The following is a 12,299-nucleotide window of genomic DNA, read 5'->3' on the forward strand; positions in this document are numbered from 1 at the left end:
GTATACGTAGGCTGGCTACATGTAGCCACTAAATCTATGAAATCGGGGTGATCTCGGGGACATTCCCTGAGGCCGGTCCGGGAAAGTCCCGGCTACCCTGGCAGGCGGCGATGTGTAGACTGTCTATCTATGAAGGCCGACAGCCTGCGCGGGCACCTCGACGCGCTGCTCCTCGCCGTCCTCGACGGCCGGAAGCTGCATGGATACGCCATCATCGAGGCGCTCCAGCTCCGCAGTGACGGTGCGCTCGACCTGCCGACGGGCACCGTCTACCCGGCGCTTCGCCGCTTGGAGCGCGCCGGATTCCTCGCCAGCGAATGGGACGTCGTGTCCGGCCGCAAACGTCGTACGTACAAGCTCACCCGCTCCGGGCAGAAGGCGCTCGCGGCGGAACGGGCGGAGTGGCAGGAGTTCACCACCGTGATCGGTGGTGTCCTCGGGGGGAGCACCGCATGAGCACGATCGAGGCCTACATCGGTGATCTGGACACGAGATTGCGCGGGTCGGTGGGGGCGAAGGCCGATCTGCTCACCGAGGCCAAGGACGGTCTGATCGACGCGGCCGAGGCGTATCGCGCGGGCGGTGTCGACGAGGCGGAGGCCGAACGCCGTGCCGTCGCCGATTTCGGCCCGGCGGCCGTGATCGCCCGCGAGTACCAGGCCGAGCTGGCGTTGCGCGGCGACATCGGCACGTTGTGGAAGGTGATCGTCGGCATCCCGCTGATCCAGGTCGGCTGGGAGCTGGCGCGGATCTGGACCTACGGCGACTGGAGCCGGAGCGGGAATGCGCATCCGGAGTGGTACATGTCCGTCATCGAGCTCTTCGGCGTCCTCGTCCTCGTGCCGCCCGTGCTCGGCGTGGTCGCGCTGTTCGGGACGCGGCGGCTGGGGCGCAGGCTCGACAGCGTCCGGCTCGGGAAGGTGACGCGGTCGACGGTGGGCGCCGCGGCGAGCATGAACCTGCTGGCGCTGTTGCTGCTCACCGTGGGTACGGCGGCCCTCGATCCGTCCAGGCTGAACGTGAGCCTGGTGTGCAACGTGCTCGCCCTCGGCTGGGTCGTGTTCAGCTTCCGGCTGCTTTCGCTGGCCTTCCGGCCCCGGTCCGCCCTCGCCGCATGAACGCGATCGAGGCCTACATCGGCGATCTGGATGGCCGCTTGCGCGGGCCGCGGTCGGTGAAGGCCGATCTGCTCACCGAAGCGAGGGACGGTCTGGTCGACGCGGCCGAGGCATATCGGGAGGGTGGCGTCGACGAGGCGGAGGCCGAACGCCGTGCCGTCGCCGATTTCGGGCCCGTCGACCTGATCGCCCGTGACTATCAGGCGGAATTGGGACTCCGGCGCGACATCCGCGTGCTGTGGGAGCTGATCGCCGGTGTCCCGCTGCTGATCCTCGGCTGGGATCTCGCGCGGGGCTTCGGTGACTGGTCGCGGTTCGGCGACGCGCCGTCCTGGTACCACCGCGCGATCGGTGCGGCCGACACACTCGCGGCGCTGTCCCCGGCCATCGCGGTCGCCGGGTTGCTCGCCGCACGGTTGCTTTCGCGGCGCGCGGGCGGCCTGCCCGTCGCCCGCGCGGTCTCGTGGTCGCTGGCGGGCGCGGTGGGACTGAACCTGCTCGCGGTCGCGACGTACGGCGGCGCGACCGGCCTGCTGGAACCCGCGCGCATGCTCGTCAGCGTGCCGTGCGCGGTGATGTCCGGAACCTGGATCCTGTTCAGCATGCGGCTCGCGGTCGCCGCGCGGAGTCGGAGAGCCACGGCATGACGGTGATCGAGGCGTACCTCGGGGAACTGCGCACCCGGCTGGACGGCCCGGCGTCGGCGAAGCGGGATCTGCTGCGCGAGGCACGGGACGGGCTCAACGACGCCGCGGACGCGTATCGCGACGGTGGCTGGAGCGAGCAGGAGGCACAGCGGCGCGCGGTCGCCGATTTCGGGCCGGTGCATCTGATCGCGCGGGACTATCAGGCCGAACTGGGGATGCACAGCGGCACCCGCACCTTGTGGAAACTGATCCTCGGCGTGCCGATGATGCAGCTCGCCTGGGAGTTCGCCCGCAAATGGACCTTCGGTGACTGGTCGCGGCTTTCGACGCCGACCCCGGGTTGGTACAAGTACGTCGCCCAGTTCACCCACGGCTCGGTGTTCATCGTTCCGATGCTGGGCGTGCTCGCGTTGCTCAGCATGCGCTGGCTTTCCCGGCGGATGGACGGCACCCGGCTGGTCAGGACCGCCGGCGTGCTGATCGGCGAGGCCGTCGGGCTGAACCTGCTTTCGGTGGCGCTGCTGGTGATCGCCACCGGGTTCATCGACGCGTCGAGACTGTTCCTGTCGGTGCCGTGCGGGATCCTCATGGTGCTCTGGGTGGTGCTCAGCGTGCGACTCGCGTTGCTGGCGCGACGATCGTGGCGTTCGTGTGCCACGATCGTGGCGTGACGACCGCCCTGATCTATCTCGTAGTCATGCTGCTGGTGGCCGCCGTGGTGTTTTTGCTGGCCGCCGTGGTGTTCGGCAGGGGTGAGGAGCTGGCGCCGCTGCCGCCCGGCGGCTCGCCGACCAGGCTGCCCGCCGAGGACATCACCGCCGAGGACGTCCACGCCGTCCGCTATCAGATGGTGCTGCGCGGCTACAAGATGTCCGAAGTGGACTGGGTGATGCGCCGCCTCGGCGTCGAGATCGAGGACCTGCGGGCCAAGGTGGCCGAGCTGGAGGCCGAGCGCGAGGGCGCCAGGTGACCGACGTCGTCGTCTCCGTCGACGTCGCGGTGCCGGCGGGGACGGCTTGGCTCGCCCTGACCGACTGGGAACGCCAGGGCGAATGGATGCTCGGCACCGAGGTCAAGGTCGTCGAGGGCAACGGGCGCAGCGTGGGATCGAAGCTGTCGGCGTTCACCGGTGTCGTGGGGATCGGCTTCACCGACACCATGGAGATCACCAGCTGGGAGCCGCCGCTGCGCTGCGTCGTGCGGCATACCGGCAAGATCGTGCAGGGCACCGGGGTCTTCCAGGTGATCGAGAAGGGGCCGCATGCCTCGACGTTCGTCTGGGCGGAGCATCTGCGGCCGCCGTTCGGCGTCGTCGGACGGCTCGGCTGGCCGGTCGCGAAACCGGGCTTCGAACTGGGACTGCGGTTGAGCCTGCAGAGATTCGTGAAGTACGCGGAGGGGTACCGGGTTGGCTGAGGCGGGTCTGCTGGGCGCGGACGGGATCAACCGGTGTTCGTGGGGCAATTCGGCGCCGGACTACGTCGAGTACCACGACACCGAATGGGGCGTCCCGCTCCACGGCGACGAAGAGCTGTACGAGCGGCTGTGCCTGGAGTCGTTCCAGTCCGGGCTTTCGTGGATCACGATCCTGCGGAAACGGGAGTCGTTCCGGAAGGCGTTCGCCGGGTTCGTGCCGGAGAAGGTCGCTCTGTTCACCGACGACGACGTCGCCCGGCTCATGGCGGACGCGTCGATCGTGCGGAACCGGGCGAAGATCCTGGCGGCGATCAACAACGCCCGGGCGATCTCGGAACTGGACGGTTCGCTGGACGACCTGCTGTGGTCGTTCGCGCCTGCGTCGCACACCCGGCCGCGGCGGATGGCGGACGTCCCGGCGATCACCGACGAGTCGAAGGCGATGGCGAAGGAACTCAAGAAGCGCGGCTTCGTGTTCCTCGGGCCGACGACCTGCTACGCGCTGATGCAGGCGACGGGGATGGTCGACGACCACGTGAAGGACTGCTTCCGGGCCGCGTCGTGAGTGGCGTTTCGGGTTAGAACCCGAAACGCCACTCACGAGGCCCCAAGCGCTACTTGCCCTGGAAGTTCGGCTTCCGCTTGCCCACGAAGGCCTCGACGGCCTCGGTGTGGTCCGCGGTCGCGCCGAGCGCGGACTGCGCGGCGTCCTCGGCGTCCAGCGCCTCTTCGAGCGAGGACTCGGCGGCGACCGCGAGGACGTTCTTGATCTTCGCGTACGCGACCGTCGGGCCGGCCGCGAGCTTCGCGGCGACCTTCTGCGCGCGGGCGGCCAGTTCCTCGTCCGGAACGACCTCGCTGACCAGCCCGAGCGTCAGCGCCTCGGCCGAGTCGACCGTGCGCGCCATCAGCATCAGCTCGGCCGCGCGGCCGAGGCCGATCAGCCGCTGCAACGTCCACGACGCGCCCGAGTCCGGGCCGAGGCCGACGTTCGCGAACGCCATCAGGAAGTTCGCCGACGTCGCCGCGATCCGGAGGTCGCTCGCGTACGCGAAGGCCGCGCCCGCGCCGGCCGCCGGGCCGTTCACCGCCGCGATGACCGGCTTCGGCATCCCGACGATCGTCTTGACGATCGGGTTGTAGTGCTCCTTGACGGTGTGTAGCGGAGCGGGGTCACCCGCCTGCAGCAGCCCGACGTGCTCCTTCAGGTCCTGCCCGGCGCAGAAGGCCTTGCCGGAACCGGTCAGCACGACCGCGCGGACACTGTCGTCGGCCGCGGCCTCGGTGAGGCCCGCCAGCAGCAGTTCCTTGAGTTCGACGGTCAGCGAGTTGTACGCCTGCGGCCGGTTCAGCGTGAAGGTGCGCACGCCATCGGCGTCGGCGGTCAGCAGAACGTCGGATGTGGTCACGGGATCTCCTAGTCGGCGAAACTGCGGTCCGAGACGAGTCTTTCAGCCTCGCGAGCCGCATACCAGCACCGATACGGCGGCAAAAGATCGGTCCGCGTTCGCGCTCGGCCGCTGATGAGGGACAATGGACAGTAGACCCGGCTGGCTTTGACGAGCGCGACCCGGGCGCGCCGGTTGAGACGGAGGGAGCACGCTATGGCGGCCATGAAGCCCCGGACCGGAGATGGTCCCCTCGAAGTGACTAAGGAGGGGCGGGGCCTCGTGATGCGCGTACCACTCGAAGGTGGTGGGCGCCTCGTCGTCGAACTCTCCGCGGAAGAAGCGAAGGATCTCGGCGCGGCCTTGCAGGAGGTCACCGGCTGAGCCGGACCGCACCAACGTTCAACCACCCGCACCCCGGTCTCCCTTCGGAGGCCGGGGTCGCGGTTCATCTGCGCCCGGAGGTCGCTCACTGTGCGTAACCCGCTACCCCCCGTTCCGGGGAAGCTGCTCGAACTCGAGGTCTCGGACGACCTAAGGCGCGGGACACCGCTGGCCACGCTGATCGCGGCGCCGTCCGAAGAGGACGGTGACGCCGGACTCGCGGAGATCGGCGGCGTGCGGCCCACCGGCAAGGCCGGTGACGTGCAGACCGTGCCGACCGGCGGCGTCCGCTGGCTGGCCGGCGTCGGAGACGGCGAGCCCAAGCAGTACCGCAAGGCCGGTGCCGCGCTGGTCCGCGCCGTTTCGTCGGCGCTGGAAGAAGACGTCAAGGCGGGCCAGAAGGCGTTCCGTGCCTTCGCCGTCGAACTGCCTGAAGACGCGGGCGCCGAGCACGTCGAGGAACTCGCGTACGGGCTGCTTCTCGGTGGCTACCGGTTCACGGTGACGGCCGAGGAGCCCAAGCCGAGCCTGCGGACCGTGCGCTTGATCACACGCCACGAGCACGCCGCGGACGCCTTGGAGCGGGTCCGCGAACTCGCCGCGGCCGCCGCGTTCGCGCGCGACCTGGCGAACACGCCGTCGAACATCAAGACCCCCGCCTGGCTCGCCGACACGGCCGTCCGCGTCGCCGGCGGCCTGCCGAACCTGACCGTGACGGCCAGGGACGAGAAGTGGCTGGCCGAGCAGGGCTTCGGCGGCGTCCTCGCGGTCGGTGGTGGTTCGGCCGCGCCGCCGCGGCTGATCGAACTGGAGTACCGGCCGCGCGGGGCGGCGACGCATCTGCTGCTGGTCGGCAAGGGCATCACCTTCGACACCGGTGGGCTTTCGATCAAACCGGCCGACGGCATGCACCTCATGCGCACCGACATGGCGGGCGGCGCGGCGATCATCGCCGCGGTCCGCGCGATCGCCGCGCTGCGCCTGCCGGTCAAGGTGACCGCGCTGGTGCCCGCCGCCGAGAACCACGTGTCCGGTTCGTCGTACCGGCCCGGCGACATCGTCCGGCACTACGGCGGCAAGACGACCGAGGTGGGCAACACCGACGCCGAGGGCCGCATGGTCCTGGCCGACGCCCTCGTCTACGGCATCAAGAAGCACAAGCCGGACGCGGTGATCGACGCGGCGACCCTGACCGGCGCCATGAAGGTCTCGCTCGGTGTTCGCACCGGCGGCGTCTTCGCCAACGAGGACGCGCTCGCGGAGCGGGTCACGAAGGCGGGCGAGCGCGTCGGCGAGGCGTGGTGGCGGATGCCGCTGCTGGAGGACCTGGCCGAGACCGTGCAGGGCTCGCTCGGTGACGTCCGGCAGGCGCCGGGCGGCCCCGGCGGCATCGTCGCGGCGCTGTTCCTGCGCGAGTTCGTCGGGGACGTGCCGTGGGCGCATCTCGACATCGCCGGCCCCGCGCGGGCCGACAAGACCTACGCGGACGTCGTGCCCGGGGCCACCGGCTTCGCGGCGCGGACGCTGGTCGAACTGGTCGCGTCCTACGCCTGACCTGCGGTTTACCTGCGGGGTGGTAGCAAAGGTCCCTTGCTCCCGCCCCGCAGGTCGACCTTGGGCATGGGCTGGGTCGGCGCGTCACCGGCGTGGGCGGTGAGCCGCCGGGCGATCCCGGTCGCGGGGCCGGTCAGGTACCGGAAGACGAGCCACGCCGTCACGGAGCCGAGGACGAGCCCGGCGAGGACGTCGTGCGGGTAGTGCGCGCCGACGAAGACCCGCGAGAAGCCCATCAGCAGCGCGCCCGGGAGCACCCACGGCGCGAGTCGCCGCCAGGCGAGTGCCAGCCCGACGGCGGCCGCCGCGCCGATGGTGGAGTGGTTGCTCGGGAAGGACCAGTCGCCGATCGGCGGGCAGTCGACGAGCGTGACGAGGTTCCGGCACGGCCGGTCCTCCTGGATCACGCTTTTCAGGCCTTCGCTGATCAGGTACGCGATCGCGGTCGCGGCGGGCGGCAGCAGCGCCACGGCGATCCGGACGGGTGAGGTGCGCGCCCGCCACAGCATCCAGGCGAAAAGCGCCGCGAAGACGAGCAGTCCTGCTTCGGTGAACAGGATTCCGGTCGCCTGAAGCCAGCTCGGGCTTTCCCCTGCCAACTCCACGATGTCGTCGTACATTCACCCGAAGTTAGCGAAAACGACGCGCCCGCGGGGTGGACGAACGGCAGGGACCGACCCTGACGATCGTCACCAGGGATGCGCGCGGACCCGTTCCCGGAACCTCATGACGGCGGGCGGCAGGACGACGTCCTTGCGCCAAGCCAGCCCGATGGTCCGGCCGACCGGCGGTACCAGCGGGACTTCGGCGACACCCGCCGGGCTGCCCGGCTCGAAACGGGGGAGCAGCGCGACGCCGAGCCCGGCCGCGACGAGGCCTCGCACGGTGTCGGACTCCTGTCCTTCGAAGGCGATCTTCGGCTCGAAGCCGGCCGCCGCGCACAGTTCGTCGGTGATGGTGCGGAGGCCGTAGCCGGTCTCGAGGAGCACGAACTCCTCGTCCTTGAGGTCCTCGATGGCGGCGCTGGGCCGGTCGGCGAGGCGGTGCGACGTCGGCACGGACAGGAAGATCTCCTGCTCGGACAGCACGGCGGTGTCGAGCAGCGGGTCGTCGACCGGGGCCGGCGCGAGCAGCGCGAGGTCGAGCTCGCCGCTGGTCAGCCGGTCGACCATGTCCTGGCGCGAGCCCTGGACCAGCGTGAACCGGACTCCCGGGTGTTCCGCGCGATAGCCGCGGAGCAGCGTGGGGACCAGCGAACGGCCGAGGAGGTGCAGGAAGCCGAGGACGATGTGCCCGGATTCGGGGTCGACCTCCTCGCGGGCTTGGCGGACCCCGGCGTCGACGGCGGCGAGAGCGCGCTCCGCGGCGTCGGCGAGCAACTCGGCGGCCCGGGTGAGCCGGATGCCGCGGCCGTCGGGGACCGTCAGTGGTGCGCCGAGGGCCTCGCCGAGTGCCGCGATCCGGCGGCTTACCGTGGGCTGCGGGACACCGAGCAGTTCCGCCGCGCGTGTGACGTTCGTCGTGCGGCGCAGTGCGGTGAGCAGAGCGAGCTGGGGGGCTAGCTGGGCGGTCATCCTTTCATTCAGCACGGTATCGATTGTGGCAGATGAGCGTATTAGACGTATCGTTTAGCGAGGCTTAGCTTCGAGATCGTGCCTGCTCCCGGAACCACCCGCCGCGTGACGATCGCCGTCGCCGCGGCCGGGATCTCCTCGTTCGCGCTGCTCTACGCGCCGCAGCCGGTGCTGCCGCAACTGGCCGAGCAGTACCACCTCGATCCCGGTGGCGCCTCGCTCGCGGTGAGCGTCGCGACCGGCGCGCTCGCGATCGCCGTGCTGCCGATCGCGGCGCTTTCGGAGGTCGTGGGACGGCGTCCGGTGATCATCGCTTCGGTGGTCGCGTCGGTCGTGTTCGGTTTCCTGCTGCCGCTGGCGCCGAGCTATCCGGCGCTGCTCGTGCTGCGGGCGCTGCAGGGGGTCGCCATCGCGGGGTTCCCCGGCGTGGCCGCGGCCTACCTCGCGGAACGGCTCGGGAAGGCCGGGCTGGCGGCGGCGGTGGGCGCGATGATCGCCGGGAACACCGTCGGCGGCATGGTCGGACGGCTCGCGGCCGGGTTCACCGCCGGACCGTTCGGCTATCAGGGCGCGCTGCTCGTCGTCGCGGGGGTCGGGCTGGTCTGCACGGTGGTCACGGTGCTGGCCCTGCCGCCGGGGGAGCAAGGGACCTTTGCTACCACTTTCGCGGATCGGCGCAGGTCAGAGCGCTTTCGCGACCAGGGCAAGGCGGTGCTGGCCGGGCTCGGCGCGGCCGTCCGGAAGCCGGTCCTGCTGGTCCAGTACGCGGTCGCGCTCCTGGCGATGGGCTCGTTCGTCGCGCTCTACAACGCCGCCGGCTTCCGCCTGACCGGGGAGCCGCTGAACCTCTCCCCGGCGATCGCCTCGCTCGTCTTCCTCGCGTACGCGATCGGCTCGGTTTCGTCCGCGACGGCGGGCAAGCTCGTCGGCCGCTTCGGGCGTCGCCGGTCGCTCGCCGGTGCCCTGCTGCTCACGATCGCGGGCACCGCGCTGACGCTGTCCGACTCGCTGCCCGTGGTCGTCGCCGGGTTCGTGGTGCTGACCGGCGCGTTCTTCGCCGCGCACGCCGTCGCCAACGGCTGGGCCGCGGCGGAGGCGCCTGAGAACGCTCGTGGCCAGGTGGGCGGGCTCTACACGCTTTCGTACTACCTCGGCAGCAGCGTCGGCGGTGCCGTCGGCGCGACCGTGTACGGGCACGCGGGCTGGACCTGGCTGATCGTGCTCACCGCCGCCTGGCTGGCCATCGCCGCGGTGGCAGTGGTCGCGGTGGTCCCCAAGTCCGTGAAGGCCTCCTTGAGGGACTCTGGGTCCCTCAAGGAGGCCTTCACGGAACGGGTCTGAAAGTGGTAGCAAAGGTCCCTTGCTACGCGATCGCGGCGACCAGCAGCCCGCCGCCCACCGGCAACAGCGCCGGGACCAGCCGCTCGTCCTCCCGGAAGGCCCGCGCGACCTCCCGGAGCGCGAGGGTGTCCGGATCACGCCGTGAGGGATCGGTCACCCTGGTGCCCGAGACGTTGTGGAACGCCAGTATCCCGCCGGGCCGCAGCAGCGCGACGGCCTTCTCGTAGCAACTCGGGTACTCGACCGGCGCCGAATCGACGAACACCAGGTCGTAACCGCCGGGGGTGAGCCGGGGGAGGACGTCGAGTGCGCGTCCCATGATCAGCCGGGTCCGCCCCGGCGGGTAGCCGGCCTCGCGGAACGCCGCCCGCGCCGCCCGGTGGTACTCCGGCTCGATGTCGATCGAGGTGAGGATCCCGTCGTCGACCATGCCGCCGAGCAGGCACAACCCGCTCACCCCGGCCCCGGTCCCGACCTCGACGACGGCTTTCGCCCGCAGCGTCGTGGCCAGGAAACGGAGAGTCGCGCCCGCGCCCGCGCTCAGCGGACCGCATCCCAGATCGGCCGACCGCGCCCGCGCGGCGGCCAGTACCTCGTCGTCGGGGACGTAGCCGTCGACGAGATCGGCGTCGGCGGCCTCGGCAGGCGAGCCCGCATGCGTCCCGGAATTCACACGCGGAGGTTAGCGCTGCCTATCGCCAAAAGAGCAGAAGACTCCTGGTAACGACTTCTCAGCCTCCTCTCAGTCCAGTCTCACTAGAAACATAAGCAGGCCGGACAGACTGGTCCTCGACAACGGGAACACCGTGCTCATCGCCCGCGTTGGGTGGAGTAGTTGGGAGAAGACGCTGATGGAGGTGCCTACTTCCCCGATGCAGGACACGATGCAGGACCAGCACGCGGACCAGGTCACGCCGGTGACGGTGGACGAGGCCGCATGGACGCCGCCCTCGTGGGACGAGGTCGTGCGTGAGCACGCCGACCGCGTGTACCGGCTGGCATACCGCCTGACCGGTAACGCCCACGACGCCGAGGACCTGACGCAGGAGACCTTCATCCGGGTCTTCCGCTCCCTCGCGTCCTACAAGCCCGGCACGTTCGAAGGCTGGCTGCACCGCATCACCACGAACCTCTTCCTCGACATGGCCCGCCGCCGCTCGCGCGTGCGGATGGAAGGCCTCCCCGAGGACACCGACCGCATCGTCGGTGACGACCCGAGCCCCGAGCAGGTCTACTCGGACACGCATCTCGACCCGGACCTGCAGGCCGCGCTCGACGAGTTGCCGCCCGAGTTCCGTGCCGCGGTCGTGCTGTGCGACGTCGAAGGCCTCTCGTACGAGGAGATCGGCGCCACGCTCGGTGTCAAGCTCGGCACCGTGCGCAGCCGGATCCACCGTGGCCGCCAGGCGCTTCGCGCTTCTTTGGAGCGTCGTCGCGCCGCGGCGCAGGAGTCTGCGAAGGTGGGGGTATGACCGCACCGCGAGGTTGGGGACTCCCCGAGTCGCATCTGCTTCCGGACGCCATCGTCGCCTTCGTGGACGGCGAGCTGACCCTCGGCGCCCAGGACAGGGCTTCGGCGCATATCGCCCGTTGCCAGTCCTGCGCCGCCGAGGTGACCGCCCAGCGCCAGGCCGTCGCGGCCCTGAAGCAGGCGGGAGCCCCGTCGATGTCGGCGGGTTTCCTGGCCAGCCTTTGCTCCATCCCGCAGAACACCGAACTTCCCGGCACGCCGGACAATCTGGCGATGACCGCGGACGGCCAGCTCGTGGCCATCCAGCGTCCCGACCGGGTCGCCGGCCTTCGCGACACCGGGGTCTTGGGCGGTACCGCGCCGTTGGGATCATCGGCGCCGCTGGGCCAGTCGCCGAACGTCCTCGGCGGCGGGCGGTTCGGCCTCGCCCGGCGGAAGTACGCGCAAGGCGCCGGAGTCGTCGTTTCGGGCCTGGTCCTGAGCGCCCTGGCCCTGGTCGCGACCTCGGGTGACGGCACCGAAGACCAGCCCGCCACCGGTTTCACCCCGCCGCAGGGCGTCAACGCCGGGCTGCTGCCCGCGCAGCTGGGCGGCGGCACCCAGCCGGAACCGCCGCGCAGCCCTACGCCGAGCCCGAGCACGTCCAGCCGGCCCATGCCCGTCTCGGCCCGCTGATCCGCTCCGTCAGGGTTTGACGAAGCAGATCGTCGCGCTCTTGAACTTCTGCGTCGCGCCGTACGCCGAGTAGGAGATCACCTCTTCTGTGCCCTCCTTGCACGGACTGTTCACGTAGCTGGCCTTGTCGAACACCTCGCTGATCTTCAGCCGCGCTCCCGAGCAGTCCACCAGCGGCGGCGGGGTCTTGGTCTTGATGACGTCGAAACACAGGCCGATCCGGGCGTTGATCCCCAGGCAGAGTCCGACGCCGTCACCGCGCAGCGGCGTCGCCACCGAGTAGCTGTAGAAGCCCTCCGGACAGTCGCCCTTGACCGTGCCCTTGACGCTCACGACGTACGGCGTCCGCGGGTCGTCGCAGGCGGCCTTCACCGCGTCCGCCTCTTTCCCGGCGCCGGTCAGCTGGACGCAGTCGCCGGCCTCCAGCTTGGCGGCCTGCTTCTCCGGCCCCGCGACCGATTTCAGCACGACGACCAGGCCGATCCCGCCGCCGACCACGACGAGCGCCGCCACGAGCAACAGCACCTTCACCTTGGTGCTCAGGCCCTTCTTCTTCGGTGGCTGCTGCGGCCAGCCCTGCTGCTGCGGCCATTGCTGGTGAGGGATGTTCTGGGGCGGATAAGGGGCCCCCGGATTCTGCGACATGGCCGTCAGCGTGCCATAAGTGAGACATCTTCGCGGCAAGTGTCACATTTCTGTCCGGTCCGGGGAATCAACGCGCACTTCACCGT

The 12,299-nt window shown here is 70.3% G+C and carries 17 protein-coding genes; 12 read left to right on the forward strand and 5 right to left on the reverse strand.

The genetic code is table 11. The features are described from left to right. The first annotated feature begins 129 nt into the window (after positions 1-129). Genes AB8M46_RS16875 through AB8M46_RS16905 form a run of 7 tightly spaced genes read left to right on the forward strand, consistent with a single transcriptional unit; the run spans position 130 to position 3,746 of the window. Positions 130-456, forward strand: a complete 327-nt coding sequence (locus tag AB8M46_RS16875; protein WP_005155407.1) for a helix-turn-helix transcriptional regulator — start codon at positions 130-132, stop codon at positions 454-456. Continuing rightward, positions 453-1,118 (forward strand): permease prefix domain 1-containing protein, encoded by a 666-nt coding sequence (locus AB8M46_RS16880; RefSeq protein WP_394360681.1) that lies wholly within the window; start codon positions 453-455, stop codon positions 1,116-1,118. Before AB8M46_RS16875 ends, AB8M46_RS16880 begins: the two co-directional genes overlap by 4 nt. Next, positions 1,115-1,765: a permease prefix domain 1-containing protein gene (locus AB8M46_RS16885; protein WP_394360682.1), complete on the forward strand. Its 651-nt coding sequence runs from the start codon at positions 1,115-1,117 to the stop codon at positions 1,763-1,765. Before AB8M46_RS16880 ends, AB8M46_RS16885 begins: the two co-directional genes overlap by 4 nt. Next, positions 1,762-2,436 carry a permease prefix domain 1-containing protein gene (locus AB8M46_RS16890; protein WP_394360683.1) on the forward strand — a complete coding sequence of 225 codons (675 nt, stop codon included), beginning with the start codon at positions 1,762-1,764 and terminating at the stop codon, positions 2,434-2,436. The genes AB8M46_RS16885 and AB8M46_RS16890 overlap by 4 nt, the downstream gene beginning before the upstream one ends. Further along, entirely contained in the window at positions 2,433-2,735 is a 303-nt protein-coding gene (locus AB8M46_RS16895) for a DivIVA domain-containing protein (protein ID WP_037332168.1), read from the forward strand. The genes AB8M46_RS16890 and AB8M46_RS16895 overlap by 4 nt, the downstream gene beginning before the upstream one ends. Then, complete coding sequence (locus AB8M46_RS16900; protein ID WP_037332167.1) at positions 2,732-3,181, forward strand: SRPBCC family protein; 450 nt, start codon at positions 2,732-2,734, stop codon at positions 3,179-3,181. Before AB8M46_RS16895 ends, AB8M46_RS16900 begins: the two co-directional genes overlap by 4 nt. After that, complete coding sequence (locus AB8M46_RS16905) at positions 3,174-3,746, forward strand: DNA-3-methyladenine glycosylase I (protein ID WP_378427670.1); 573 nt, start codon at positions 3,174-3,176, stop codon at positions 3,744-3,746. The genes AB8M46_RS16900 and AB8M46_RS16905 overlap by 8 nt, the downstream gene beginning before the upstream one ends. A 49-nt stretch (positions 3,747-3,795) precedes the next feature. Here the strand turns inward: AB8M46_RS16905 and AB8M46_RS16910 are convergent, their stop codons facing one another. Continuing rightward, positions 3,796-4,590, reverse strand: a complete 795-nt coding sequence (locus AB8M46_RS16910) for an enoyl-CoA hydratase/isomerase family protein (protein WP_063272140.1) — start codon at positions 4,588-4,590, stop codon at positions 3,796-3,798. Between the two features lie 195 nt (positions 4,591-4,785). Here AB8M46_RS16910 and AB8M46_RS16915 point away from each other — a divergent pair, with 195 nt between their 5' ends. Both AB8M46_RS16915 and AB8M46_RS16920 read left to right on the forward strand, forming a co-directional pair. Further along, entirely contained in the window at positions 4,786-4,953 is a 168-nt protein-coding gene (locus AB8M46_RS16915; protein WP_005155393.1) for a DUF3117 domain-containing protein, read from the forward strand. Positions 4,954-5,043: 90 nt separating this feature from the next. Continuing rightward, on the forward strand, positions 5,044-6,507 hold the full coding sequence (locus AB8M46_RS16920; RefSeq protein ID WP_394360684.1) for a leucyl aminopeptidase family protein: 1,464 nt from the start codon (positions 5,044-5,046) through the stop codon (positions 6,505-6,507). Between the two features lie 8 nt (positions 6,508-6,515). On the opposite strand, the gene AB8M46_RS16925 is transcribed toward AB8M46_RS16920, so the two are convergent. Then, a complete protein-coding gene (locus AB8M46_RS16925) occupies positions 6,516-7,127 on the reverse strand; it encodes a phosphatase PAP2 family protein (RefSeq protein ID WP_394360685.1) in 612 nt (203 codons plus the stop codon). A gap of 69 nt (positions 7,128-7,196) precedes the next feature. Beyond that, entirely contained in the window at positions 7,197-8,081 is an 885-nt protein-coding gene (locus tag AB8M46_RS16930; protein ID WP_394360903.1) for a LysR family transcriptional regulator, read from the reverse strand. Positions 8,082-8,186: 105 nt separating this feature from the next. Here AB8M46_RS16930 and AB8M46_RS16935 point away from each other — a divergent pair, with 105 nt between their 5' ends. Continuing rightward, the gene (locus tag AB8M46_RS16935; RefSeq protein ID WP_394360904.1) at positions 8,187-9,422 is read left to right on the forward strand and encodes an MFS transporter; all 1,236 of its coding nucleotides are present in this window, start codon (positions 8,187-8,189) and stop codon (positions 9,420-9,422) included. A gap of 22 nt (positions 9,423-9,444) precedes the next feature. Here the strand turns inward: AB8M46_RS16935 and AB8M46_RS16940 are convergent, their stop codons facing one another. Next, entirely contained in the window at positions 9,445-10,095 is a 651-nt protein-coding gene (locus tag AB8M46_RS16940; protein ID WP_038519085.1) for an O-methyltransferase, read from the reverse strand. 178 nt (positions 10,096-10,273) lie between these two features. Between AB8M46_RS16940 and sigE the strand changes: the two genes are divergently transcribed. Continuing rightward, positions 10,274-10,894, forward strand: coding sequence for an RNA polymerase sigma factor SigE (gene sigE, locus AB8M46_RS16945; RefSeq protein WP_037332153.1), 621 nt, complete (start codon positions 10,274-10,276; stop codon positions 10,892-10,894). After that, on the forward strand, positions 10,891-11,568 hold the full coding sequence (locus AB8M46_RS16950; RefSeq protein ID WP_037332152.1) for an anti-sigma factor: 678 nt from the start codon (positions 10,891-10,893) through the stop codon (positions 11,566-11,568). The genes sigE and AB8M46_RS16950 overlap by 4 nt, the downstream gene beginning before the upstream one ends. Before the next feature lie 9 nt (positions 11,569-11,577). On the opposite strand, the gene AB8M46_RS16955 is transcribed toward AB8M46_RS16950, so the two are convergent. Next, positions 11,578-12,213 (reverse strand): hypothetical protein, encoded by a 636-nt coding sequence (locus AB8M46_RS16955; RefSeq protein WP_394360686.1) that lies wholly within the window; start codon positions 12,211-12,213, stop codon positions 11,578-11,580. Positions 12,214-12,299 lie beyond the last annotated feature (86 nt).

The sequence above is a fragment of the Amycolatopsis sp. SB7-3 genome (assembly GCF_041021335.1).
GTDB classification, from domain to species: Bacteria; Actinomycetota; Actinomycetes; order Mycobacteriales; family Pseudonocardiaceae; genus Amycolatopsis; species Amycolatopsis japonica.